28 protein-coding genes are annotated in these 25,082 nt (G+C 57.7%); 15 read left to right on the plus strand and 13 right to left on the minus strand.

Annotated elements, in window-relative coordinates; all coding sequences use genetic code 11:
- The first annotated feature begins 49 nt into the window (after positions 1-49).
- The 5 genes from entD (at position 50) to BM373_RS07175 (ending at position 4,981) form a co-directional block, all read left to right on the plus strand.
- The gene (gene entD, locus BM373_RS07155) at positions 50-685 is read left to right on the plus strand and encodes an enterobactin synthase subunit EntD (protein WP_090460741.1); all 636 of its coding nucleotides are present in this window, start codon (positions 50-52) and stop codon (positions 683-685) included.
- Between the two features lie 117 nt (positions 686-802).
- On the plus strand, positions 803-1,744 hold the full coding sequence (locus tag BM373_RS07160; RefSeq protein WP_090460742.1) for a D-ribose ABC transporter substrate-binding protein: 942 nt from the start codon (positions 803-805) through the stop codon (positions 1,742-1,744).
- 12 nt (positions 1,745-1,756) lie between these two features.
- Positions 1,757-2,365 (plus strand): DUF2291 family protein, encoded by a 609-nt coding sequence (locus BM373_RS07165; protein ID WP_090460743.1) that lies wholly within the window; start codon positions 1,757-1,759, stop codon positions 2,363-2,365.
- Entirely contained in the window at positions 2,365-3,891 is a 1,527-nt protein-coding gene (locus tag BM373_RS07170; protein ID WP_177220126.1) for a sugar ABC transporter ATP-binding protein, read from the plus strand. The genes BM373_RS07165 and BM373_RS07170 overlap by 1 nt, the downstream gene beginning before the upstream one ends.
- A gap of 1 nt (position 3,892) precedes the next feature.
- A complete protein-coding gene (locus BM373_RS07175) occupies positions 3,893-4,981 on the plus strand; it encodes an ABC transporter permease (RefSeq protein ID WP_090460744.1) in 1,089 nt (362 codons plus the stop codon).
- Positions 4,982-5,170: 189 nt separating this feature from the next.
- Here BM373_RS07175 and lafA read toward each other — a convergent pair whose 3' ends face one another.
- Positions 5,171-6,073: a lateral flagellin LafA gene (lafA, locus tag BM373_RS07180; protein WP_090460745.1), complete on the minus strand. Its 903-nt coding sequence runs from the start codon at positions 6,071-6,073 to the stop codon at positions 5,171-5,173.
- Between the two features lie 445 nt (positions 6,074-6,518).
- On the opposite strand from lafA, the gene BM373_RS07185 reads away from it, so the two are divergent.
- Positions 6,519-7,457, plus strand: coding sequence for a winged helix-turn-helix domain-containing protein (locus BM373_RS07185; protein ID WP_090460746.1), 939 nt, complete (start codon positions 6,519-6,521; stop codon positions 7,455-7,457).
- On the plus strand, positions 7,435-7,899 hold the full coding sequence (locus BM373_RS07190; protein ID WP_090460747.1) for a hypothetical protein: 465 nt from the start codon (positions 7,435-7,437) through the stop codon (positions 7,897-7,899). Before BM373_RS07185 ends, BM373_RS07190 begins: the two co-directional genes overlap by 23 nt.
- On the opposite strand, the gene BM373_RS07195 is transcribed toward BM373_RS07190, so the two are convergent.
- The 12 genes from BM373_RS07195 to BM373_RS07250 all read right to left on the minus strand — a co-directional run bounded on the left by BM373_RS07195 (position 7,896) and on the right by BM373_RS07250 (position 17,804).
- Entirely contained in the window at positions 7,896-8,891 is a 996-nt protein-coding gene (locus tag BM373_RS07195) for a hypothetical protein (RefSeq protein WP_090461079.1), read from the minus strand. The genes BM373_RS07190 and BM373_RS07195 overlap by 4 nt on opposite strands.
- A 51-nt stretch (positions 8,892-8,942) precedes the next feature.
- Positions 8,943-9,872 carry a flagellar hook-associated protein FlgL gene (gene flgL / locus BM373_RS07200; protein WP_090460748.1) on the minus strand — a complete coding sequence of 310 codons (930 nt, stop codon included), beginning with the start codon at positions 9,870-9,872 and terminating at the stop codon, positions 8,943-8,945.
- 21 nt (positions 9,873-9,893) lie between these two features.
- A complete protein-coding gene (flgK, locus tag BM373_RS07205) occupies positions 9,894-11,267 on the minus strand; it encodes a flagellar hook-associated protein FlgK (RefSeq protein WP_090460749.1) in 1,374 nt (457 codons plus the stop codon).
- Positions 11,268-11,357: 90 nt separating this feature from the next.
- Positions 11,358-11,609, minus strand: coding sequence for a rod-binding protein (locus BM373_RS07210; RefSeq protein WP_090461080.1), 252 nt, complete (start codon positions 11,607-11,609; stop codon positions 11,358-11,360).
- Positions 11,610-11,662: 53 nt separating this feature from the next.
- Positions 11,663-12,778, minus strand: coding sequence for a flagellar basal body P-ring protein FlgI (locus tag BM373_RS07215; protein ID WP_090460750.1), 1,116 nt, complete (start codon positions 12,776-12,778; stop codon positions 11,663-11,665).
- 12 nt (positions 12,779-12,790) lie between these two features.
- Positions 12,791-13,456, minus strand: a complete 666-nt coding sequence (gene flgH, locus BM373_RS07220) for a flagellar basal body L-ring protein FlgH (RefSeq protein ID WP_090460751.1) — start codon at positions 13,454-13,456, stop codon at positions 12,791-12,793.
- Positions 13,457-13,514: 58 nt separating this feature from the next.
- Complete coding sequence (gene flgG, locus BM373_RS07225; RefSeq protein ID WP_090460752.1) at positions 13,515-14,300, minus strand: flagellar basal-body rod protein FlgG; 786 nt, start codon at positions 14,298-14,300, stop codon at positions 13,515-13,517.
- 24 nt (positions 14,301-14,324) lie between these two features.
- Entirely contained in the window at positions 14,325-15,062 is a 738-nt protein-coding gene (locus BM373_RS07230) for a flagellar basal body rod protein FlgF (RefSeq protein ID WP_090460753.1), read from the minus strand.
- Between the two features lie 14 nt (positions 15,063-15,076).
- Positions 15,077-16,270, minus strand: a complete 1,194-nt coding sequence (flgE, locus tag BM373_RS07235) for a flagellar hook protein FlgE (RefSeq protein WP_090460754.1) — start codon at positions 16,268-16,270, stop codon at positions 15,077-15,079.
- A gap of 36 nt (positions 16,271-16,306) precedes the next feature.
- The gene (locus BM373_RS07240) at positions 16,307-17,026 is read right to left on the minus strand and encodes a flagellar hook capping FlgD N-terminal domain-containing protein (protein WP_090460755.1); all 720 of its coding nucleotides are present in this window, start codon (positions 17,024-17,026) and stop codon (positions 16,307-16,309) included.
- Positions 17,023-17,454: a flagellar basal body rod protein FlgC gene (gene flgC / locus BM373_RS07245; protein WP_090460756.1), complete on the minus strand. Its 432-nt coding sequence runs from the start codon at positions 17,452-17,454 to the stop codon at positions 17,023-17,025. The genes BM373_RS07240 and flgC overlap by 4 nt, the downstream gene beginning before the upstream one ends.
- 2 nt (positions 17,455-17,456) lie before the next feature.
- Complete coding sequence (locus BM373_RS07250) at positions 17,457-17,804, minus strand: flagellar basal body protein (protein WP_090460757.1); 348 nt, start codon at positions 17,802-17,804, stop codon at positions 17,457-17,459.
- 92 nt (positions 17,805-17,896) lie between these two features.
- Between BM373_RS07250 and flgA the strand changes: the two genes are divergently transcribed.
- The 8 genes from flgA (at position 17,897) to BM373_RS07290 (ending at position 24,999) form a co-directional block, all read left to right on the plus strand.
- Entirely contained in the window at positions 17,897-18,670 is a 774-nt protein-coding gene (flgA, locus tag BM373_RS07255; RefSeq protein ID WP_143102633.1) for a flagellar basal body P-ring formation chaperone FlgA, read from the plus strand.
- A 118-nt stretch (positions 18,671-18,788) separates the two neighbouring features.
- Positions 18,789-19,088 carry a flagellar biosynthesis anti-sigma factor FlgM gene (gene flgM / locus BM373_RS07260; protein WP_090460759.1) on the plus strand — a complete coding sequence of 100 codons (300 nt, stop codon included), beginning with the start codon at positions 18,789-18,791 and terminating at the stop codon, positions 19,086-19,088.
- Positions 19,089-19,100: 12 nt separating this feature from the next.
- On the plus strand, positions 19,101-19,529 hold the full coding sequence (locus BM373_RS07265) for a flagellar protein FlgN (protein WP_090461081.1): 429 nt from the start codon (positions 19,101-19,103) through the stop codon (positions 19,527-19,529).
- 23 nt (positions 19,530-19,552) lie between these two features.
- Positions 19,553-20,500, plus strand: a complete 948-nt coding sequence (locus BM373_RS07270; RefSeq protein ID WP_090460760.1) for a hypothetical protein — start codon at positions 19,553-19,555, stop codon at positions 20,498-20,500.
- Between the two features lie 45 nt (positions 20,501-20,545).
- Entirely contained in the window at positions 20,546-23,062 is a 2,517-nt protein-coding gene (locus tag BM373_RS07275) for a glycosyltransferase (protein ID WP_256214585.1), read from the plus strand.
- Between the two features lie 18 nt (positions 23,063-23,080).
- The gene (locus tag BM373_RS07280) at positions 23,081-23,848 is read left to right on the plus strand and encodes a hypothetical protein (RefSeq protein ID WP_090460761.1); all 768 of its coding nucleotides are present in this window, start codon (positions 23,081-23,083) and stop codon (positions 23,846-23,848) included.
- Between the two features lie 312 nt (positions 23,849-24,160).
- The gene (gene fliJ, locus BM373_RS07285) at positions 24,161-24,607 is read left to right on the plus strand and encodes a flagellar export protein FliJ (protein ID WP_090460762.1); all 447 of its coding nucleotides are present in this window, start codon (positions 24,161-24,163) and stop codon (positions 24,605-24,607) included.
- Positions 24,607-24,999 (plus strand): FAD synthase family protein, encoded by a 393-nt coding sequence (locus BM373_RS07290; protein ID WP_090460763.1) that lies wholly within the window; start codon positions 24,607-24,609, stop codon positions 24,997-24,999. The genes fliJ and BM373_RS07290 overlap by 1 nt, the downstream gene beginning before the upstream one ends.
- Positions 25,000-25,082: the final 83 nt, after the last annotated feature.

Genomic DNA, 25,082 nt, shown 5'->3' on the forward strand with positions numbered 1-25,082 from the left:
GGGAGAGGGTTAGGGTGAAGGTGAAGGTGAAAATAACCAAAGGATCACCATGCAAACCACGCACACCACCCTGTCCCTCGCCCGCCACACCCTGCACCGCGTCGACTTCGATCCCGCCACCTTCACCGCCGCCGATCTCTTCTGGCTGCCGCATCACGCCGCGCTGCACCACACCTCCCCCAAGCGTCAGCGGGAGCATCTGGCCGGTCGTCTTGCCGCCTTTTACGCCCTTGGTGCCATTCCCCCCATCGCGGCCTCCCGCGCTCCGCTGTGGCCTGCGGGAGTGTTCGGCAGCATCAGCCACTGCGCTTCCACCGCGCTGGCGGTGATTTCCTCTCAACCCGTGGGCGTCGATATCGAAACCCTGTTCAGCGAGCAAACCTGCGCGGAACTCACTGACAGTATTATTGATGACCAGGAGCACGCGGTATTACGCCACTCTCCCCTGCCGTTCCCGCAGGCCTTAACGCTCGCCTTTTCCGCCAAAGAGAGTCTCTACAAAGCCTTTTCCGCCGACGCCCTGCCCCTGCCCGGCTTTGCCAGCGCGAAAATCACGGCGCTCACCGCCACCGATTTAACCCTCTGTATTACCGATTATTTTTCCCCGGCACGCGCCGGTGAGACGGTCCTCGTCGCCTGGCAATTGGCGCATAATCAGGTCATCACCCTCGCCTCAGGATCGTGATCCTTTTCTCCTTTTAAGAAATTAGCTGCGCAAACCGTAGACAGTTCGCCATCGTAGCCTTATCGTTAAATTGAATAATAAATCATTATTGAATAAATATTCAATGTGGAGAAAAAGATGAAAAAAACCCTACTGAAGTCCGCTATTCTTGCCTCACTGATCGCCGCTTCCGGCTCGCTTTTCGCCGCCGATAACGGTCTGATCGCGATAATTACCCCTTCACACGACAATCCGTTCTTCAAAGCGGAAGCCGACGGCGCGGCCGCCAAAGCGAAAGAGCTTGGCTACACCACGCTGGTGGCCTCCCATGACGATGATGTGAACAAACAGAACCAGTTAATCGAGACGGCGATTGCGCGTAAAGCCAAAGCCATCATCCTCGATAACGCCGGGGCGGATGCCACCGTCGGGCCGCTCGAAAAAGCCAAAGCCGCCGGTGTGCCTGCTTTCCTCATCGACCGCGAAATCAACAAAACCGGCATCGCCGTCGCGCAGATCGTCTCCAATAACTATCAGGGCGCACAACTGGGTGCCGAGAAGTTCGCCAAATTGCTGGACGGGAAAGGCAAATACGTTGAACTGTTAGGCCGCCAGTCCGACACCAACGCCAGCGTGCGTTCGCAAGGTTATCACGACATTCTCGACGACTACCCGGACATGAAAATGGTCGCCCAGCAGACCGCTAACTGGAGCCAGACCGAAGCCTTCACCCGTATGGAAGCCATTCTGCAAACCAATCCGGATATCGTCGGGGTGATTTCCGGCAACGACACCATGGCACTGGGTGCTGAAGCGGCGCTGAAAGCCGCCGGTAAAACCAACGTCATCGTGGTCGGTTTTGACGGCAGCGATTACGTGCGCGACTCGATCATCAATAAAGGCAACATCAAAGCGACCGTGCTGCAACCCGGCTGGGAGCAGGCACAAATGGCGGTGGTTCAGGCGGATTACTTCCTGAAAAACGGCAAAGCGCAGAAAGATGAAAAACAGCTGATGGACTGCGTGCTGATTGATGACGCGAACGCCAGCAAGCTGAAAATGTTCAAACTCGGCCAATAACGCGGAGGCGCTATGTCGTTAAAACAATGGGGTGCGGCACTCGTCGGGTGCACCACCCTGTTGCTTGCGGCCTGCACGGTAGTGGATCTGGACGAGAACGGCAAGCCGATACTGCCTGCCGATCCGAATGCCAAAGCCAGTTTTGACAACCAGACTCCCCAGCAGATCGCGCAACAAACCTGGCAGAGCCGCGTCATTGACGCCGCTAATCAACACGCGCTGGATGCGACCGCCCTCGCCGCCCAGCTAAAAACCCCGGCGGAGAAACCGCAAAGTGTCTTTGTGCGCCTGACCAGTCAGGTGGAGCGGATCGACACCAGCAACCCGCGCGAGCAAAAACTGGTGCTGAACGTGAACGGACAGCCGCTTGAAGTGCAGTTTGGGCCGGTGGTGCGCGGCAACGCGATCCGCGAGGCGACCGGCTTTAAGTTTGAAGACTTTACCAACCAGGTACAGTTTGCACAGCTTTCCCGCGCCTACAACCGCGAGGCGATTAAACATCTGCCGAAAGTGGATGAGTCCTGGGCGGGTAAAAAAGCAACGCTGCTGATGGCGGTAACGTTACGCGGCGGGAAGGCAGAGGACGCGGTGGCGTTGACGGCGAAACAGGAGGCAGAGTAATGAGCGACGCACCTTCCGATGAGATCATCCTGCGCACGCGCGGCATGTCGATGCTGTTCCCCGGCACCGTGGCGCTGGATAACGTCGATTACAACGTCTGGCGCGGCAAGGTGAACGTCATCATCGGCGAGAACGGCGCGGGCAAATCGACGCTGATGAAAATCCTCGCCGGTGTCCAGCAGCCGAGCCTCGGCGAAATGTGGCTTAACGGGAAAAAGGTGCATTTTGCCAATACCCGCGAAGCCGCCGCCCACGGTATCGGCATGGTGCATCAGGAGCTGAACCTGTTTGAAAACTTAAGCGTCGCCGAGAACGTCTTTCTGGGGCGCGAGCTACAAAAAGGGCTTGCGCCGATCCACGAGGCGGAGCAGGAGAAGCGCACCGCCGAACTGCTCGCGCGCCTCGATCAGCCGATCTCCCCGCGTGAAACGGTCGGCAACCTGAAAGTCGGGCAGCAGCAACTGGTGGAGATCGCCAAAGCGCTGGCCGAGGACGCCGACATTCTGATCCTCGACGAGCCGACCTCGGCGCTGAGTAAAACGGAAGTGGAGATTTTGTTCCGCGTGATCCGCGAACTCACCCGCCAGGGGGTGTCGATTATCTATATTTCGCACCGCTTAGAAGAGCTGATGGCGATTGGCGATGTGATCACCATTTTGCGCGACGGCAAATTCCAGGCCGAAGCCAAAGTCAGCGACATCGACGTGCCGTGGATCGTGCGCGAAATGCTCGGCAGCGATCCGGTGAGCAACTTTCTTACGCCGGGCCGCAGTTTTGGCGCGCCGGTGCTGGAAGCGGAACACATCACCAGCGTCAATGCGGCGGGTAACGCGGTGGTCAACGACGTCAGTTTTAAAGTCCACGCCGGGGAAATCGTCGGCATTTATGGGCTGATGGGCGCGGGTCGCACGGAGCTGTTCGAATGTATGCTCGGCACCGAGCGCAACTATCTCGGCAAACTGTGGCTGGACAGCAAACCGGTGCCGCAGCGGTTAAACACCGCCGAGCGTATCCGCATGGGGATGAGCCTGGTGCCGGAAGATCGCAAGCGCACCGGGATTTTCCCGATTTCATCGGTGGCCTCAAACCTGACCATCGCCAGCCTGTGGCGGCGGCTGGAGAGCGGCTTTGCCATCTCGCAAAAAGATGAACAGGCGGTAGTCGCTAATACCATCGGCGATCTGTCGATCAAAGTCTCCTCACCGGAAGTGGAAATTCAGGCGCTCTCCGGCGGCAATCAGCAAAAAGTGGTGATCGGCCGCTCGCTGCTCACCAATCCGAAAATCCTGTTTCTTGATGAGCCGACGCGCGGCATCGACGTGGGGGCCAAAGCCGACGTTTTTCGCATGATGGTGCAACTCTCGGAACAGGGGATCGCGGTGGTGTTTTCCACCTCCGATCTGAAAGAAATCATGGCGGTATCTGACCGCATTCTGGTGATGTCCGGCGGCAAACTGACCGCCGATATCGTACGCGATCAGGCCGAAGAGTCGGCACTGGTAACGGCAAGTGCTCAGGGGTTCTGATATGAAAACGACACATTCGGTTGCGGTCGCGCCAGGCGGCGGAACTGCACTCACGCGGGAAAATATTCTGCTGCTGTTACTCAAGCTGCGCACCTTTATTGCTCTGTTTTTGATCGTCGGCTTTTTTACCGCCACCGTACCGGGATTTCTCTCGGCGGGAAGCCTGGTGATCATGATCAAACACATCGCCATTAACGCGTTTCTGGCGCTCGGCATCACCTTTGTGATCATCACCGCCGGGATAGACCTGTCGATTGGCGCAACCCTTGGCCTGTGCGGGATGATCGCCGGATGGCTTATCACCAAAGGGATCGTGCTGCCGATGTTTGGCATCGCGATTTTCCCAAGCGTGTGGGTGATTGTGCCGCTGGTGCTGCTGATCGGCGGACTAATAGGCGCGACCAACGGCTGGATCATCACCCGCTATAACGTCGCGCCCTTTATCTGCACGCTCGGCACCATGTACGTGCTGCGCGGCGCGGCGATGCTCACCTCCGACGGGCAGACCTTTCCGGGGCTTTCGGGCAATCCGCAGTTGGGTAATACCGGGTTTGATGAGATTGGCGCAGGCACTCTGTTTGGCATTCCGTGGGCGATCTGGATGATGATCGTGCTGGCGATAGCCATTGCCTACGTTGCCCGCCGCCTGCCGTTTGGCCGCCATGTCTACGCGATTGGCGATAACGAACGCGCGGCGGAGCTGTCCGGGGTGAAGGTGAAGCAGATCAAAATCTGGGTTTATACGCTCTCCGGCCTGTGCGCGGCGATCGCCGGGATCGTGGTCTCCGCCCAGCTTTCCGCCAGCCACCCGGCGAACGGCACGGCGTTTGAGATGAACGCGATTGCAGCCGTGGTGCTCGGCGGCACGTCGCTGGCGGGTGGTCGCGGCACGATTCTGGGTACGCTTATCGGCGCATTCGTGATCGGCTTTCTGGCCGACGGACTGGTGATGATGGGCGTGAGCGAGTTCTGGCAGATGGTGATTAAAGGGATTGTGATTATCGTGGCGGTGATTATCGACCAGATGCAAAACCGGATGCAGCAAAAAGCGGCTGTGGTGGCGCAAAAGGCGGTGATGGAAGGGAAGTAGGGTTTGTAAAACACCCTCACGTTAAAGCACCCTCACCCCTCCCTCTCCCTCAGGGAGAGGGAGATAACAGCACCCTCACCCCTGCCCTCTCCCTTAGGGAGAGGGTGAAAGGCGGGCCCGAGTTGTGCGCGGGCTGTCCCCTCTCCCTCAGGGAGAGGGTTAGGGTGAGGGTGAGGGTGAAACGACCCCTTACTGCAGCAGGCTCGACACCATACCCGACATGCTGTTGGACTGCTTCAGCATACTGATACTGGTCTGCATCAATACCTGCTCTTTCGACATGTTGGACGCTTCCAGCGCGTAGTCGGTATCCATAATGTTCCCGATCGCCACGTTGGTATTATCTTGCATGCTTTGCAGGTTGCTGGCGGTATCATTCAGACGGTTGATGGACGCACCCAGCGTAGACTGGATTTTACCCACACCGCTCATCACATCGCTGATGGCGCTGATGGTGGCAGTTGCTGACGCAGAAGACATCAGTTCTTTACCGCTGGCTGCCGTGCCGCCTGCGCCGTCAGTACCATAATCACCTTTGAACGATGCGCTCAGCGCGCTCAGGCTGGTCGCCAGATCGCCCACTTGCTTAGAGATGTTCACGGTCATCTGATCGGTAGACTCAGAACCCACCTGGAAAGTCACGCCAGAGGTGCCGGTGAACAGGCCGCTGGCGGATTTGTTGAACAGGTTGGTGCCGCCGTAGGTGGTGTTTTGCAGCATATCGGACATCTCTTCGCCCAGTTCGTCGAACTCGGACTGCATCGCCGCACGGTCGTCATCGCTGTACGTTCCGTTCGCTGCTTGTGTAGAGAGGTCTTTCATACGACCCAGAATGTCATTCATTTCATCAAACATACCATCCGCAGTTTGCAGCATCGCGGTCGCGTCAGCGATGTTGCGCTGGGCAACAGCCATGCCGCTGGCCTGCGCGGTCAGACGGTTGGCAATCTGCTTGCCCGCCGCATCGTCAGAAGACGAGTTGATGCGGTTACCGGTTGCCAGGCGTTCCATCGACTGACTCAGGGACGCATTGCTGGTGTTGATGGCGTTTACCGCTGCCATGGAGGCGGCGTTGGTATTAATAGATAACATGACGTACTACTCCTTGTTGAATGTCTTTATAACGTTGGACAAAGAGAGAAAACGACCGCCCCTTCGCTAAAATTAAATGGGGTGATAAAAATTTTTATTCCGTCATCGCTACCCGCACGTTCACTGTTCCTCATTCGTTAAAATTAATTACCTTTTAATGATTCTTCGGTGCGCACCCGCCAATAGCACAAATAAATTAAAATGCACATATCACGGTAACTTACAATTAAGTAAATTCTTAATCCCCGAATGACGCTGTAAGAAGATTTTGCAGTCCACACAGGCAGATCTCCCTGCATTGATATATTTTTAAAACAGGCGTCAGGGTGATGTCATCATCACTTTTGATTTAATTAACATTATTTATGCTAACGCTTTTCCGTTTTTCTGATGAGTAACAAAGGAAAAACGATTTCACTGTCTGGTATTTACTAAAAAGAATCTTATGCAAATTATTATTAACAAATGGCGACTCGATACCTCGCTTAACGCGCTTATCCACTGTGAGACAGGCGAAATACAACGCCTGGGCGAGTTCCATTTCATTTTGCTGGAAACCTTCATTCAACATGCCGGAGAAGTGCTGCCCCGCGCATGGCTGATCAACGAGGTCTGGAAAAACCGGGTGGTGGGTAACAACAGCCTGCCAACCGCCATTTATGCGCTGCGGGTGGCGCTGGGCGACGATGGCCGGGTCCAGGAGATCATTAAAACCGTCCCCAAAAAAGGCTATGTTTTTAATAAAGATTTTATTACCGAACGGGCTGATGACGACGCGGAAAATACAGGGGCCGGGGAAGCAGTCTTATTCAGTCCGGCAAGCGCACCGGTTAGTGATGACACCCCGGACGCGGTGGCTGAATCTCCCCCGCTCCCGGACGGGAGTGAACCCGTTGCGCCGGTAAAAAAAGCGTCACGGCGGACAAAAAGTTTGCTGCTGATTTTTACGCTGTTGCTGGCAGCAGGCATTTCCTGGGGCCTGATGAAAGGTTTTCACCGGGAAACACCGGTAGCAAACAATGATGTAACAAACCCGGACACGCTGTTATTACACGAAGAAAAAAACCTTGAGACAAATCGCATCGCCTTATTTCATCTGCGGCGCAATAACGATGAAATTCACGCATCACAATTAACCGCTCACATACCGGCACACTTAAAGAAAATTAATGCGCTTTTAGAGACAAAACAGGCGTCATTAACCCTTTATTATTACACCACGATGCCGAGATTATCCTTATCGCTTTTAATTACCGACCGTTGCAAGCAGCAAAATCAATTAATTATGGGCATTCAGAACTGGCAGCGCAGTGCCGATGAATTAGGCTCGCTGGTTTATCAGGAAGTGGAGAGAACGTTAAATGAAATGCCTGTCTGTCAGTAATTTTTGTGCCGCGCTGCTGTGTGGCCTGGCGTTGCAGGCCAGTGCCGCGACGATTTCCCGCACCCAGTTTGGTCAGTACGATCTGGCCAGCGGCAGCCGCCAGCTTTACACCCTCAATCTGACGGCGACAGAGGGCGGCGCAAACATGAACATCACCCAGCCCGATCGCGCCCAACCGCTTTTCACTTCCGGCATTAGCGTCTGCGCCTTTGCGCCGAAGACGCCGGGCACCGGCGGCTATTTACATCTGCAAACCCAAAACAAGCCGGCCGCCGACTCGCCGTTTAACGCTTTCATGGGCTACGTTAACGACAACAATCTGCATGTGTTTATCAAGCCGCTCAGCGACTCCCGGCAAATCGTGCTGATCCAGGACACCCTGTCGCTGATCGTGGTGGACCGCGCGATGATGTCCATCACCGACGCGGGCTGCACCCCTTAACCGAGCAGGCTTCTGACCGTCAGCTTCGACAAATTGGCCTGCCCGCGCACCGCTTCGGCCAGCACATCGTAATGGTGGCTGGCCCGATCCAGCGTCGAGGTCAGCGCCGCTGACGCTGCCACCGCGCTCTGGCTTTCCGGAAAGCGCGACATCCCGTCGATCAACTGCCGCGCTTTTTCCTGCTGCGCCGCCAGTTGCTGACGCTGCTCTCCAAGCTGGCCCAGCGCGCTCTGCACCAGCGGCTGTGCGGCTCCCCAGTTACCCGACGCCACCGCCGCCCGCAGCCGATCCGCCTGCGCCGGTTCTGCCTGTACTGCCACTTTCTGCGCCGCTTTGCCCTCGCCTTTTTGCATAAGCGTGGCGGAAATCTGCGCAAACTGTGTTTCTCTGGTGGTGAAGGCCACCTCACCCGGCACGCGATCGATTCCTATCCGTCGCAGCGCGTTGTTCAGTTGCAGCGCGTACTGGCGCGCGTCGGTATCGCTCTGAGCGGTGAGCGCCGACAAACGCTTTTTCTGCCCGTCCTGCACGCTGAACATCACCGTTTCCGGCGCGTTGGCCAGATGCAAAAGCGCAGGCGCATCAAAGCGCACTTTGGCGTCCCCCTGTAAGACCGGCATAAGCTGGCGATCCACCGCCCCGCCGCTGCTGACCACGCGCTTATCGAGAAGCTCAGTTACCGCCGCCGCCTGGGTTTGCAAATCCGGCGAGCGCCGCCCGCCGCCTGTCGCCGCGTGACGGTAATCCAGCAGCCGCTGTTCCAGTTGCCCGAGGTAGCTGTCGGCGTGTTGCAGCGTGGTGAGCTGATCGTTGAGCTGCACGCTGTAGCGCTGCGGGCGGGTGGTGAGCAGCGGCGAAGCCGGGTAATCGCTGTTTGTAAGCACCGTTTTGCTGCTTACGGGCGCGCTGCGGTTCAGCGCCTGCGGGGAAACCGCAGAAGGCGCGAGGCCGCCTGCGTTCGACAACGTGGAAGTGTGTAAACCAACCTGCATGGAAATACCGTTCATCAGCGCCCGGACGCGGCGTCCGGACTGGTGGAAGAATTAGATCGCGCTAAAAAGGTTCAGCTCGCTGACCTTCGAGTAGGTTTTCATGGTCGCTTCCATCGCCATTTGTAACCCGGTAAAAGTGATGGTCGCCGGGCCGTAGTCCAGATCGCCCAGTTGCCCGATCATGTCCTGATTGGAGGTGGAGATCCCGGTCTGCGCATCGCCAAGCATGGTGAGCGTATTCTGCCGCTCGCCGAGGCTGGAAATCGCCATGTTGAGCGACTGGGAGGCGTCATCGATCACATCAATGGAATGGGTGATGTCATCCAGCACCTGCGGATCGGTTGGATTGAGATTCGGGTCCTGCAATTCAGTCGCCAGATCGTCGAGGGTGTTAAACACGTCCAGCCCCTGGCCGAAGATCTCCCCCACCGAGACGTTGGTGTCGATTTCCACGCCGTTAGAAACGGTGGCACTGCGGTGTTCCGTATTGCCGTGATAGACATATTCGTCCCCTTCGCCATCGCCGTCGGTATCATCATAAGTGATGGGCGCGGTGTCGTTGACGGTGCCGCCAAAAATGTAGTGGCCGTCTTCGTCCTGATAGTTCAGCGCCGCCATCATTGATTCGGTAAGCGAGTTGATCTCCTGACCGAAGCTCGCCAGGGTTTCGGCGGTGCAGGTGCCGTTCGCCGCCTGGAGTAAATCGTCGCGGATGGCGAGCAGATTATTGTTCACCCCGTCGAGCACGCTCTCCTGCTGGCTCAGGCCTGAAGAAACCGTTTTGATGTTGCTCTGGTACTGCTCAATCGCCGACTGCTGGCGGTCAAGCTGGGTGATGCGGGTGGCGGCGATGGGATCGTCCGACGGCAAAATAATGCGTTTGCCGGTCGCCATCTGGGTGACCACCTGTTGCAGATCGGCGGAGAGATCCGTAAAGCTGCTGGTCATCGAGACATAAGATTGTTGGGTGCTTACGCGCACAGGATTTACCTCTCTGCTCCGTTAAAACATGTCGAGCACGGAATCAAAAATCTCCGCGCCGGTTGAAATCACTTTCAGGTTGGCCTGATAGATCTGGGTGTAGGTGATCAGATTGACCGCCTCTTCATCCATGTTGACGCCGCTGACGCTGCTGCGCTGGTTCTGCGCTTCGGCGTAGACGTTGCTGGCAGACTGGGCTTCGGTCTGGTTCTGGCGGCTGTAGATGCCGATGTTGCTGATGAGGCTGGAACAGGCGTTACCCACCGTGACGCTGCCAAGCCCGTCGATCTCCATGGGTTTCGTGGAGAGGTTGATCAGCGCCTGGAGATTATCGCCGTTGCCCGACGCCTCGGGCGAGCCGGAGAACGCCAGTTCGTCACCGGTGATATCCGGGTTCACCAGCAGCGGGCCGTCCGGATTGCTGGGATCAAAGATAAACAGCGGCGCGCCGGGGTTGCCGTTGAGATCGTACCCGGCGGCAAGCTGGCCGTTCACCGCGCTGGTGAACTGCTCCGCGATGCTGTTAATGGTGTTATTGAGCGGCGCGAGCACGTCGCTCTGATAATCAAACAGCGCCCCCAGCGATCCGCCGGTGTCCATGGTCATCGGATAAGTGGTGCCCGCAAAGGTCAGGGACATACTCTGTTTACCGTTTACGTCGCGGTCCATGGCGAGGGTGGAATAATCCTGCCCGTTGACCAGCGGCTGGCCGTTTTTCAGGCTGATGTTGTAGTTGCCCTGATCGTCAACGTTGACGTCAACGTCCATCATGCCGCTCAACTCCTCCACCATCTGATCGCGGGCGTCGTACAGCGCCGAGGCGTTGTCGCCGTTGGCTTCCGCCTGGGCGATCTGCTGGTTGTAGCTGGCGATACCGGAGGTCAGGGTATTGATCTGCGAAATCGTCGCCTGCTCCTGGCTGATGATTTCACTGTTCTGCGACTGAAGATAATCGACGGTGTTATCAAAACGCATCGCCAGCGCGCCCGCTTCGCTGATCACCTGCTGGCGCAGCGCCGCATCGTCCGGGTTGGTGGAGGCTTCGTTCAGGGCGGCGAAAAAGTTATCGAAGCCCGCGCTCAGGCTGCTGTTCTCATCGCTTAACACCGTTTCCAGTTGCGTCAGATACTGCTGCTGGGTGCTGTAGTAGCCGTTATCGCTCGCCGCATACCACACCTGGTTGACCATATACTGATTCGACACGCGGCAGATGCTGTCCACCTGTACGCCGTTACCGGCGCTGTTGATCGCCCCCGAACTCGCGCCAATGGTGCTGGTCATCGCCATTTCACGGGTGTAGCCCGGCGTCATGGCGTTGGCGGTGTTTTGCGCGGTTACGTTCAGTTGCACCTGCGCGGCAGACGCGCCGCTGTAACCGATATTGATCATATCCATCTGGTATTCCTCGCCGGGTCGCCACCGGCTCTAAATTGGCGTAATAGGGGCATAAGGCGGCTAAAACGCCGCACTTCTTAAATCGCGGGATTATTTTCCCGGCCCCGGCGACAGCTGTTTAACGATCATCGCCGCAATGCCGATGCCGTTGTGCGAGGCAAGCTGGTCGCACAGCTTGTCGTCGTAAAAGCCCTGCATCAGCCGGGTGGCGTCGCTGTTTAACGGGTTATCTTTCGAGTCGAACAGTTCATTCACCTTGCGCATCTCTTTCATCATGTTGCGCAGAAAAATGGCTTCAAACTGTTGGGCAGCCTGCTTCAGATCGTTTTCGCGGATCTGCATGGGCGTGTCGGCAGCGTGCGCGGTGGCGGTGGTCAGCGCTTTCAGCGGGTCCATCAGATCACCTCCAGATCGGCATCCAGCGCCCCGGCTTCATGCAGCGCCTGCAAAATTGACATCACATCGTCCGGCGAGGCACCCAGTCCGTTTAGCACATTGACCAGCGTTTTCAGGCTGGTGGATTCCGGCAGCGTCACCATCTGCGGACGCGCGTGATGCACGTTGATATTGCTCTGCGGCGTCACGGCGGTACGCCCGCCCGCGAACGCATTCGGCTGGCTGACGTTGCTGTTTTCGGTAATCGAGACGGTCAGGCTGCCGTGGGAGACCGCCGCCGGGTGGATCTGCACCCCGTCGCCCATCACCACCGTGCCGGTGCGGGCGTTAAACACCACTTTGGCGCGCACGCGCTCGGCGGTGATCTGCACGTCCTGCAACTGCGACATAAACTGCACCCGCGCGCCGGGCGCGGTCGGGGCGGTCACTTCAACGTTAGTGGCGCTTTTCGCCGTCGCCAGCCCGCCGCCAAAGGCCATATTGATGGCGCTGGCGATGTTATTGGCGTCTTTAAAACTCGGGCGCTTGAGGTTCAGCATCACGGTACTGGTCATGGCGAAATCACTGGGAATTTCGCGCTCCACCGATGCGCCATTGGGGATAAGCCCGGCGGTCGGCGTGTTGACGGTGACGCTGGAGCCGCTGTTACCGCTGGCGTTGAGGCCGCCGACCACCACGTTCCCCTGCGCCAGGGCATAAATTTCCCCGTCCGCGCCGTGCAGTTGAGTGAGCAGCAGCGTGCCGCCGCGCAGACTTTTGGCATCGCCAATAGACGAAACGGTGACGTCAATGGTCTGCCCGCGGGCGTACATCGGCGGCAGGGTGGCACTCACCGCCACCGCCGCCACGTTTTTCACCTTCGGATCGATTTTGCCCGGTAGCTGCACGCCAAACTGACGCAGCATGTTGGTGATGGTCTGGTTGGTGAATTTGACCTGGTTTTTATCTCCGGTGCCGTCAAGCCCCACCACCAGGCTGTAGCCGATCAACTGGTTGCCGCGCACGCCCTGGATATCCACCAGCGATTCGAGGGACTGCGCATGGGTGGCGGCGAGCGGGATCAGGCACAGCCCGATAAACAGCGTCTTAACGACCGATTTTGAAAAACACAACATAACGACTCCGGATCACAGCGGGAATAAAGGATGGTTAAACAGGCGCGTCAGCCAGCCTGCGGCGTTGGCGTCGCTTAACGCCCCGCGTCCGGCGTAGGAGATGCGCGCGTTGCCGATGCGCTGAGACGACACGGTATTGTCGTTTTCGATATCGTCGGCGCGCACCAGCCCGCTCAGGCGGATGTATTCATCGCCCTGATTGAGCGTCAGCCATTTCTCACCGCGGATCTCCATCACTCCGTTCGGCAGCACCTGGTGAACGGACACGGTGATCGACCCGTGCAGGCTGTTCTGCTGCTGTGAACTGGCCCCGCCGTCAAAACTGCGGTTCGCATCGGCAGAACTTTCCAGTTTGTCTTTGGTTTTGCCGAACACCGTCGGCGCGCCGATATCAATACTGCTGTTCTTGTCAAAATCGGTTTTTGCCTGCTTGCTGGACTGGGTGGATTCTTCGAGGATCACCGTCAGAATGTCCCCCACCCGGTAGGCGCGGCGGTCGGCGGTTAATGACCAGTTGTAGCCAGCCTGAAACACCCCGCCCGCACGCCCTTCTGGCGTCGGCATTGCTGCCATCGGCGGCGGCGCAAAGGCTTCGTCATCTTTTTTGACCAGCATCGCCTGCGACTCGCAGCCGGTCAGCCACAGCACAAGCACCATTAACCCCAATAATTTCTTCACGATTACTCTCACAACTGAACAAAAGCCGCGCCAGACGCGGCCCCGTTCATGATTACGTTTACAAGTTCTGATTGATGTACTGCAACATGTCGTCGGCGGCGGACACCATTTTGGCGTTCATCTCGTAGGCGCGCTGCACGGTGATCATCGCCACCATTTCGTTGACGATATCGACGTTGGAGCCTTCCAGCGCCCCCGGTTTCAGGGTGCCCAGGGCATCTTCGCCCGGTACGCCTTCGGTCGGCTGGCCGCTGGCGGCGGTTTCCAGATAGAGGTTGTCCCCTTCCGCCATCAGCCCCGCCGGGTTGGTGAAATTCACCAGCGTCAGTTGCCCAAGCTCGGCGGGATCGCTCTCGCCCGGCATCATCGCCATGATGGTGCCGTCCTCAGCGATGGTGATGTCGGTGGCGTTGGCAGGCACGTCGATTTCCGGCTGGATCGGCAGACCCTGGGCGTTGGTCAGCACCCCGTCGGCGTTAACCTGCAAATTCCCGTCGCGGGTGTAGGCGGTGTCACCGTTGGCTTTTTGCACCTGGAAAAACCCCTGCCCCATGATGGCGACGTTAAGCGGGTTGTCGGTGGTTTCAATGTTGCCTTCGGTGAAGGTTTTCTGCGTGCCAACCACGCGCACGCCGCTGCCGTACTGAATGCCGGTCGGCGCGACGTTGTTCTGATCCAGCATCGCGCCGGGCGCGCGCTGGTTCTGGTAGAACAGATCCTGGAACATCACCCGATCGCGCTTAAAGCCGTTGGTATTGACGTTGGCGATGTTGTTGGCGATGGCGCTCATTTCGGCATCTTCTGCCGATAAGCCGGTTTTACTGATCCATAGTGCTGCGTTCATGACTCTTTAATCCTGAATGGCGGCTTACGAGCCGCGTAACAGCCGGTTGCCCGACTCGCTTAAATCTTCCGCCGCCTTCATCATTTTGATTTGCGCTTCAAACTGACGATTGAGGGAAATGGAGGCCAGCATTTCGGAGACCGCAGAGACGTTGCTGCCTTCCAGATAGCCGCCGCTGACTTTGATGTTTTCATCCACTTCCGCAGGCGTGCCGTCGGCGGTGATGAGCATCCCCCTGGCGTTTTTCGCCAGATTCTCCACCGGGATATGCACCAGTTTCAGGCGGTCGATATCCATCGCGGCGGTAACGTCGCCGTCGTCCGGGACCACCGAAAGCGTACCGTCGCTGCCAAACGAGGCGATGGCGTTCGGCGGCAGAGTAATCGGGCCGTTGTCGCCGAGCACCGCGTGCCCGTCGATGGTCAGTTCGCCCCGATCGTTCTGCTGGATATTGCCGTTACGGGTATAAACCTCACTGCCGTCGTCACCCTGCAACGCGATATAGCCTTCACCCTGAATCGCCACGTCCAGCGGGCGACCGGTGTTTTGCGCGGCGGCGGTAGAATCGTTCACCCCGCTCTGGCTTTCCTGAGTCATAAAGCGCGTGGCAAACCCGCTGCCGTTAATCGCCTGGCTGTGCGACATCTGCATGTCGGCGCGAAAGCCGGTGGTGTTGACGTTCGCCAGGTTATTGGCGCTGATCTGTTGCTCCATCAGCGAGTGCGACGCCCCGCTGACGGCGGTAAAAAGTAATCGATCCATTGTGTCTTTCCCGATTACATGGCCTGGAACAGCGCCTGATCCAGCTGTGTGCTGGCGGAGATCACTTTGGTGTTGGCCTGATAGTTACGCTGGGCGCTCATCAGTTCCACCAGCTCGCCGGTGATATCGACGTTTGAGCCTTCGAGCATCCCGGATGAGAGCGTGCCGAAGCTGCCTTCCCCCGGTGCGCCGAGAAGCGGCGTGCCGGATTCCCCGGTCTGCACCCACGCCGTGCCGCTGACCGCCTGGAGCCCGTTTTCATTCGGGAAGGTCGCCAGCACCACCTGGCCCTGCAACATGCGCTCGCCGTTGCTGTAGGTGGCGTAGACTTTGCCGTCGCCGTCCACCTGCACGCCGTTCTGCTCTGCCGAGGCGTAGCCGTTGGCCGCGTTGGTGGTGACTGCAAATTCAGAGCCGTACTGGGTGCAGTCGCCGTAATCGAAGGTCATTTCGATCGCTTCTGCGCCGTCGGCGCTGAAGGTCATCGGCGTCGGCGAGGTCGGGCTGACCAGCGTGCCGCTCTCGTTAAACGAGAGTTGGGTGGTGGTGGACTGGGTTTCGCCGTCGAAGCTGTAGTGCACTTCCCAGGTGTTATCCGCCGTTTTGGTGAAGTACTGCGCCACCGAGTGCTCGTTGCCCAGCGAGTCATAGACGGTGGTGGTGTAGGAACTGTTATAGGAATCGACATTGATGGGATCGAATGGCACCGCCGCCGTGTCGATGGCCTCATCCTGGGCGCAGAAGTTGGCGGTAAAGGTCTCTTCCGTGGTCGCCTGCGCCGGAATGTTGCCGGTCTGGATTTGCAGATCGGTCACCGTACCGGTTTCCAGCGTGCCGCTGTCGTCCACCGGGTAGCCCTGAAGGTTATCGCCGGTGGAATTGACGATGTTGCCCTCTTTGTCAGTGTGAAACGAACCCGCGCGGGTGTAGCACACGTTGCCTGCGCTGTCACAGGTGACAAAGAAGCCGCCGTTGTCGATCGCCAGATCGAGCGCGTTGCCCGTCGAGACCATTGAACCGCCACGGGAAATACTTTGCGCAGTCCCGGCCACGCTCACCCCCATCGCCTGGGTGCCCGCATACATGGCGGAAAACTCCGTGGTCATGGATTTGTAACCCACGGTCCCGGCGTTGGCGATGTTATTACTGATCCCGTCCAGTTGTTCGTTGACCGCATTCAGACCGGTGGCGGCAATTTCATAACTCATAACTCAATATCCTGTGAGATTAACTGCTTAAAAAAATCAGGCTTCAACCGGCGTGGCATCGTCCGGTACATCGGCGCTGTCGCTGTCCGGCACGCCGAACTGACTGATCATGGTGAACGGCACTTCGCCAACGCCGGTGACGTTCAGCACCGGGGTGCTGCCATCCAGCGGAATACGCACGTCGTTCACCACGCCCGCGACTTCCACCGGCACCTCTTCTTCCCCGGTGTTGGTCACAACCGACACGTTGTAATTCCCCGGCGGAATGCCGTAATCGGCCGGATCGACATCAAAGTCCACCTGGCCTGGTGACTGCTCACCCAGCGGGATGTCGTAGTCGTTTCCGGCTTCATCGGTAAAGTGGAGATCGACGGTGGTACAGGCGTCCTGCAATTCAATGCGCCCGTGGATCGCGCCGTCGCCCACCTCAAGCGTGGTGGTCTGCACCATGATCGGATCGCCCACCATATTGCCGAGCGCCATCACCTGGATGTTGCTCATCAGCACCGCATTGGTGTTCATCTGCACCGACATCTCCTCCGCCATCGCCACCTGCGCCATAGACGAAAGCTGGCTGATGTACTCGGTCGGATCGGTCGGCTCCGTGGGGTCCTGATTCTGGATCTCAGCGACAAACAGCGTCAGAAAGGTGTCCGCCATCGAGGTGGAGGTGCTGGCGTCCTGCGCGCTGACGTTGCTGGTCGGCTCAGGCGTGCTGCTTACCGGCGCACTGGTGCTGCTGGTGACGTTACTCATACGCCCTCGCCCAGTTTCAGCACGCTTTGCTGCATACTTTTCACGTTGTTAAGCACCTCGACGTTGGTTTCAAAATCGCGCGAGGCGGAGGTCATGTCGGCCATCTGATCCACCACGTTGATATCCGGGTACCAGACGTTGCCGTCGGCGTCCGCCAGCGGGTGATGCGGCTCGTAGCGCTTCACGCCGCTGCCGCTTTCCAGCACGTCCTGAATGCGCACGCTGGCCCCGTCCACGTCGTGATGACGGCTCTGCACCAGGCTGTTTTGATACACCGCCGCAAAAACCGGGCTGCGCGCTTTGTACACCTGCGCCTCACTCTGGGCGGGGGATTCGGCGTTCGCCAGGTTACTGGCGATGGTGTTCAGACGCACCGTCTGGGCGGTCATCGCCGAGCCGGATATCTGATAAATGTCAGCAAAAGACATAATTACTTCCCTTCAATGGCCGCTCGCAGGCCACTTAGTTGCAGATTTAAAAAGGTCAGACTGCTTTGAAATTCCAGGCTGTTTTGCGAAAACTTCGCCTGCTCCGTATTCAGTTCTACGGTGTTGCCATCCTGGGCGGGCTGCATCGGCACGCGGTATTTCGCGACGGCCGTGCTTGTCGTTCCTTCAAAATTTGCTCGTTGCATCTCAGCGGCAAAATCAATATCTTTAGCCTTGAAATTTGGCGTATCAACGTTAGCCAGATTAGCCGTGAGCAGCTCGGTCCTCTCAAGACGCAATGCCACGGCCTGCGGATGTACACCCAGTGCCTGTTGAAAACTTAACCCCATAATTTCGCGATGCTCCTTCAGTGATGATTCTCGTGCACGCCCATTAAGCAAATGGCGTGCCAGAAATTTAACTCATTGAAAGGTAAGAGATTGTGAAATCAAATTCCCTCAGGCGGAAAGCCGCCTTCCCCTTCCTTTTCCTGTTTGCGGAAATGGTTTTTGCCGGGTTTTCACTCCCGGCACACAGCGCGCCCGGTGCGCATATCGAAAGCGCGCGCCAGCAAATTAATGCCCTGCTGATTAAGCAGGCGGGCGCGACCCTCGACGCGCTGGCCGCGCAAAAACAGTGGCCGGAGCACGACTATCAACTCAACGTTTTTATGCCCGCGTCGGTCGCTTCGCTGACCCTCTGTTCCACGCCGCCGGTGATAAACGCCCCGCATCCGCAGACCTCCCTGCGCCAGTTCAACTACGAGGTGGTGTGCAAGGGCACGACGCCCTGGCAGGTGAAAGCCTCGGTGAAACCGGACGTCTATGTGCCGGTGCTGATGCCCGCCCGCACCCTTGAGCGCGGCGAAGCAATCAGTGCCGACGATTTGATCCTCAAAAAATTCAACATCAGCAATCAGCGCGGCGAACTGCTGTTTAACGCCGACGACGCGGTGGGCCTGAGTGCCAGACGTACGCTCGGCGCGTACAAACCGATCACCCTCGCCCAGTTGCAACAGCCGCTGCTGATTAAGCGCGACGAGGCGGTGACCATCGTTTCGCAAAGCGGCGGCATCAGTGCCAGCACCGCGGGCGTGGCGCTGAAAAACGGTTACAAGGGGGAGGTGATCAAAGTGCAGAACGCCAACAGCCAGCAGGTGATCAGCGCCGCGGTGACCGACAGCGGTGTGGTGAAAGCCCTCACCGCTGCTGAATAATTTTTTCTGTTTGCGGTTTAAGTTTTCGCCTGGGTGGTCGCTTTAGCTTCACAACAGACGCAGAGCCTTGCCCTGAGAGGGGCAAAACGCGTGACCAATCAACGAGCAGGAGAAACAGATGGCGATTTCCAGTAACCCCGCGTTAAAGCCAGGACAGATGCCTTCGACTCAGCGCATGACGATGACGCAGCCGCAAAAGAAAACTATTCCTGCAAAAGAGAGCGTTGCGCCCACGGATGCGGCCGATGACGTGACCCAGCAGGGTTTACAGACCGCCCAGCAGAGTCTGAACGCAGAGCCGACGGATGCGGTAGACGCCGACCGTGTGGCCGCGATGCAGGCGCTGATCGCCGCAGGTGAATTTACGGTAGATACCGATGCGCTGGCCGATTCGATGCTGAGCTTTTTTCAGAAGTAATACGTGACCATGGTGAGCAACAGACTTGAGCAGGTCAAAATCCTGCTGCGCGGCATCCGTGCCGACATCGATCATTACCAGCAACTGCGCACGCTGCTGGAAGAACAGCGGCTGTGCATGATCCGCCGCGCCACCGACGCGCTGATGGCGGTGAATGAGAAGATCCACGCCCATTATCCGCAACTGAGCCGCAACACGCAGATCCGCCGCGAGGTGCTGACCGCCCTGGGCGTCACGCCGGATCGCCATGGCATCGCCACCGTATTGAGCTGGCTGCCGCCCGCGCAACACGAGGCCGCCCGCAGCCGGTGGCAACAACTGGAAGCCATCGCGGAAAACTGCAAAGCGTTCAACGAGAAAAACGGTGAGCTGCTGACGATGCAGTACGAATTCGTGCAGGCCTTTCTGGGCACCGAACCCGATTTTATTTATCAGCGCTGATCCCCCACACAGTCGAGAAAACCATGAGCCAGATTGAATGTTACGAACCGGAGTTCGTTCGCCAGTATCTTAAAAAACACCCGCAGCCTGTGCGCTCGCCGCTGTCGATTAGCTGGCAGCACGAAAGCCGCCGCAGTCTGCTGCTCGATGACTACGACTGCTGTGATGCGGTGCTCGGATCGCCGGAAGCCTTTGCGCTCAACGTCAAAATGATTGAGGCGGACCCCGCGACCTCGCCGCTCTCCCCGGTGATGGGCGCGCTGAATCAGGCGGCGCTGGATGTGGTGACGCTGCCGGGGCTGAGTATCGATCTGCGTCTGTACGCGCTGGGGGTGATGCTCTCGTTCGTGCAAAAACTGCCCGACGACCGCCCCGATCTGCTGCGCATTATCGCCTCCCTGCCCGCGCAGATGGCCCACTACGCCGCCGAGGGCACGCTCACCCGGCTTTACCAGCAGTTGCCGCCGCTGAATACCCTTTCGCGTCCGTTGATCAGCCAGTTAGGTCGCCTGTCGCTGGACTGGGACAAACTCACCGACTGCACGCGCAAATTCAGCCTGCCGCTGCAAATCAGCCTGCTGGGATTGCAGGATAAAAACAGCGAAGCCCTGATGCAGCAACAACTGGCGGAAGTGTGGGAAATGCAGGGACAGGCGACATTTGCCGACCGTCCGTGGATCTGGACCAATTATCTGGTCTATCGCCTCTATCACGACACCTTCCCGCAGCACGACACGCTCTCCGTGACCGCCTGCTACCTGCAACTGGTCAGCGACATCTTTTTACTGCGCAGCCTGTTCAGCCTGTGGCTGATGGATGATTCAACGCTGACCCACGAGCAGATCATCAGCCTGTTCTGCGTGTTTGAAAGCTGGCGTCACGCCCCGGCATGCGCCACGGAACGCGCGGCGCTGCGCCAGCTAACCCAGGAAGATGAACTGCTGTCTGCCTTTTCACTGCTGATCCGCTGATTGGCACCGCCCGACTTTTTTGGCTTGCTTGCAATGACTGATTTAATGGCTGCACCTCACGCGCCCGCGCGTGAAAAACCCTTCGTCAGCGTGGTTACTCCCACCTGGAACCGCCCGGCGTTTCTGCCCTGGCTGCTGTATATGTTTCGCTACCAGGATTACCCGGCGGATCGGCGGGAGCTGATCATTCTTGATGACTCAGCGCAGAGCCAGCTTGCCACCATAAACGCCTTAACCCAGGGCGATCCGGCGCGTTTTAACATTCGTTACGTGCACCATCCTGAGCGGCTGGCGCTGGGTAAAAAACGCAATATGCTCAACGAGATGGCGACGGGCGAATACATCATCTGTATGGATGACGACGACTATTACCCGGCGGATAAAATTTCCTACACCGTTGAGATGATGCAGCGCCACCGGGCGCTGATTTCCGGTTCCGACCAGATCCCAATCTGGTACAGCCACATCAACCGCGTGTTCCGTACCCACGCATTCGGCAAACAGCACATTCTCAACGGCACCTTTTGTTATCACCGCAACTACCTGAAAAAACACCGCTACGACGACGACTGTAACCTCGGCGAAGAGCAGGCATTTACCGACAACTTCACCGTCTCGCCGCTGCAATTGCCGGGGGATCGCACCATTTTGTGCGTCTCCCACAGCGACAACACCTTCGATAAAGATTTCGTACTCGGCAGCAGCGAAGCCGCGGGGAAAACGCTCACCGATTACGTGACCGATCCGATGCTGCAAAGCGCCTATCAGAGCCTGCATAACGCCACCGCCAGCGTGCCGGTGCAGTGGCAGCACATTGATAAAATCGTGGTGCTGAGCCTCGATAAACGCGCCGACCGCCGGGCGATCATGCGCGAGGAACTGCTCACGCTGCGGGTGCCGGAAGAAAAAATCGTCTGGTTTAACGCCACGGAAAACAGCGATGGCGCGTTAGGCCGCACGCTTTCCCATCGTGAGGTGCTGGCCCAGGCACAGGCGCAGGGCTGGAAAAACTACCTGCTGCTGGAAGATGACGCGGTGCTGTTAAAGCAGCAAAAACACGTCACCGTGTTAAACCGCCTGCTGAACGCGCTTACGCACATCAACTGGGAAGTGGTGCTGCTGGCGGGCCAGGTGCAGGAAGGCCAGCCGCTGAAAAGCCTGCCGGGAGCGATCCGCGCCGCCGATAGCGAAAAAGTGTGCGCTTACCTGGTCAATCAGCCCTACTACGCAACACTTGCCGAAGCGTTAGCGCAGGACCCGTCCCGCGTGCTGGAAGCCCGCTGGAAAGGCGTGCAGGCGCGCGGAAAATGGCTTTCCTGCTACCCGAGTATTGGCTATCAGCGTGCCGGTTTCAGCGACGTCGAGCAAAAAGAAGCCGACCACATTCGTTTCTATTTCAACAAGATCAATAAAAACCACGTGGCGGAGCAGCGCAAAGCGCAGCAAGCCCCCATCGCCAACCGCCTGGGCGAAACCATCGGCTTTTATATGGAGTCGGCGTTCCACTATCAGCTTTATCAGCCGATGCTGAAACACCTGCTGGAGGCGGGCTGCAACTGCGAACTGCTGGTCAGCGACATGGTGCCGAAAGCGCTGCTGGATGAGATGGCCGACCTGCTGGCAAACCTTAACGAGCCACGTTTGCGCGGCAGCCGTCTGAGCGAGGCCAAAAACCGCCAGCAACAATACGCCTGCCTGGTCAGCCCCTACTACACGCCGATGCTGAACGGCCTCGCCCGGGTGCAGGTTCGCGCCATGTACGGGCTGGCGAAATCCTCCTGGAACCACGCCTGGTGGAACGCCTTTTATCACCGCATTCTGTGCTACAGCCACCACAGCCAGCAGGCGCTGGACATCAACGGCAACGCGCTGCTCACCGGCAATCCGCGCTTTGATAAGTGGCATCAGGGGGAGGTGGATCTCAGTGCGCTGGCCGCCCTGAAGCTGGATGCGAAAAAACCAATCCTGCTCTACGCCCCGACCTTCGGCGCGCTCAGTTCCCTCCCGCACTGGGCGGAACAGCTTTCGCGCCTGAGCCGGGAATATAACCTGGTGATCAAACTGCACCACGGCACCACTCACCGCCCGGAAGAAGCCGCCTCGCTGGATCTGGCCTGCAAACACCTGAAAAAGCGTGTTACCCGCCACGACCTGACGCTGCCCCTTCTGAAAGCGGCAGACTATGTGCTCACCGATAACAGCGGATTTGTTTTTGACGCCATCCACGCGGGCAAACGGGTGATTTTGCTGGAGTGGACGGGTATGGACGCGCTGCTGGAGAACGACAAAACCTACTCCAGCCCGCACAGCCCGGAGCAGGCGATCCGCGCGCAACTGCCCACCGCCCGCGACATGACGCAACTGCGTCAGTGTCTGGCAAACGACTATGACTGGCAGGCGGCGGAAACGGCGATGACGGCAATTCGTCACCACTACTGCGACGCCTTCCACGACGGCAACGCCGGATTACGCGCGGCGCAGGCGATTATGGACGCGGTAAATAACCCGCGCGCGGCAGAAGAAAACACCCTGTTGCACAGCCTGCAACAGAAGCTGTTTTAACGACGCGGAGCCTGACTGATGGAAGAGTTAATTTTTAAGCGCGGCGCACGTCTGCCGATCCATTACCGCTTTAAACAGGGCGCGCCGCACTGCCGCCATCTGTTAATTGTGATGTCGGGTTTTAATCTCCCCGACCCGACAATTTATGACTTTGAGAATGTACTCAATCACTGCCACTCGCATATTTTGTGGATCAAAGATGATTTCAACGGGCTTCCGGCGTATTACCTGTGCCAGAAAATGTCTTTTGATATTGAGGAAGGTGTCAGCCTGTTAATTAACGGCGTGGTGGATTACCTGAAGAAGCCGCGCGTGTCGATCGTCGGCGGCTCCAAAGGCGGCAGCATGGCGCTCTATTACGGCCTGAAACACGGCGTGGATAATATCATCAGCGCCGTACCGCAATTTTCCCTCGGCAGTTATGTGGCAAAAAACACGCCGTGGGAGCACGTCGGCAAACAGATGATGGGCGAGATCACCGACGCCCGGATAAAACAGCTCAATGAGAAACTGCCTGGAATGGTAAAAAGCAGCGAGCATACCCGCACGCCTGTTTATCTGTTTACCTCACCGACGGATAAACAGTATCAGACTGAGATTTTACCTAACCTCGGCTTATTCTCCCGCTACCCACGGTTTAATTTGATTGAAAGCCAGTCGGCGCTGATTACCCAGCACGCGCAGGTCATGGCGTTTAATTTGCCGCTGATTCTGGCACTAATTTATCAGTTTGAGCACGGCATTTCCCCGATGTGGGGGCGGGTGAAGAATGGTGAGGGATGGTGACGGGCGGTGATACACCCTCACCCTCACCCTCTCCCTGAGGGAGAGGGGACAAATCGAGCGCGGACTCGCCCTTCTCCCTCAGGGAGAGGGCCAGATTGTGCACGGACCCGCCTTTCTCCCTCTCCCTTAGGGAGAGGGCCAGATTGTGCACGGACCCGCCTTTCCCCCTCTCCCTCAGGGAGAGGGCCGGGGTGAGGGTGATCACCAACTCATTGTTTAATATAAAATAATATTAAAATAACCCATTAATAACCCCGCCTTCCCCGCCATGCTTTTATCATTCCCTTTTCAGAATTCATTCAGAGCCTGTCCATGCAGCAGTTGATCAACACCCTCACTCAGCTTCGGCGCTTAAAAGATAAATCGGTGAAAGAAAACACCGTCGCCCTGGCGCAGCAACGTCAGGTCTGCACGCAATACGACAGCAATATTAAGTCGCTTAAGCTGCTGGTCGGTAAAAGCGGTGTGGACAGCGCCCAAACTCAGTCTATTGAGTCATACCGCAATATCGACGGTTACCGGCATACCCTGCACCGGGTAATTCGCTGGCAGGAGCAGGAAAAAGTCCTCGCGCAAATTAAAGAAAACCGCATTCGTAAAAATCTGGTGCAGGCGGCGTGTAAGGAGAAAATTATTGCCCTCTCCCTGGATGAGCAACAGGATGCCTGGAGCGCTGAGATTAACCTCAAAGAGCAAAAAAACCTGGATGAGATCGCCACCCAGTGCTGGGCGCGCCAGCAATTGCGCCGGGATGAATAATGAAAACGGTCATTACTTTTGGCACTTTTGACGTTTTTCATGTCGGTCATCTGAATATTCTGACTCGTGCCCGCGCGCTCGGTGACCGGCTTATTGTTGGCGTTTCATCAGACGCGCTGAATATCGCCAAAAAAGGCCGCGCGCCTATTTATTCCGATGCGGAAAGAATGCAGATCATCGCCAGCCTCAAATGTGTTGATGGGGTATTTGCTGAACACTCGCTTGCGCGTAAAGGTGACTATATCCGTGAGCATCAGGCCGATATTCTGGTGATGGGCGACGACTGGCAGGGGCGCTTTGACGGGTATAAGACTATTTGTGAGGTGATTTACCTCCCGCGCACGCCGTCCATTTCCACTACGTCGATTATTGAGGTGGTTAAGGGGTCCTGAAAAGGCCCCCTCACCCCGGCCCTCTCCCCTGGGGAGAGGGAGGTTTTGTCCCCTCTCCCTGAGGGAGAGGGTCAGGGTGAGGG

Origin of the sequence: Enterobacter sp. kpr-6 (assembly GCF_900116015.1) — a bacterium.
In the GTDB taxonomy this organism is placed as follows: domain Bacteria; phylum Pseudomonadota; class Gammaproteobacteria; order Enterobacterales; family Enterobacteriaceae; genus Enterobacter_D.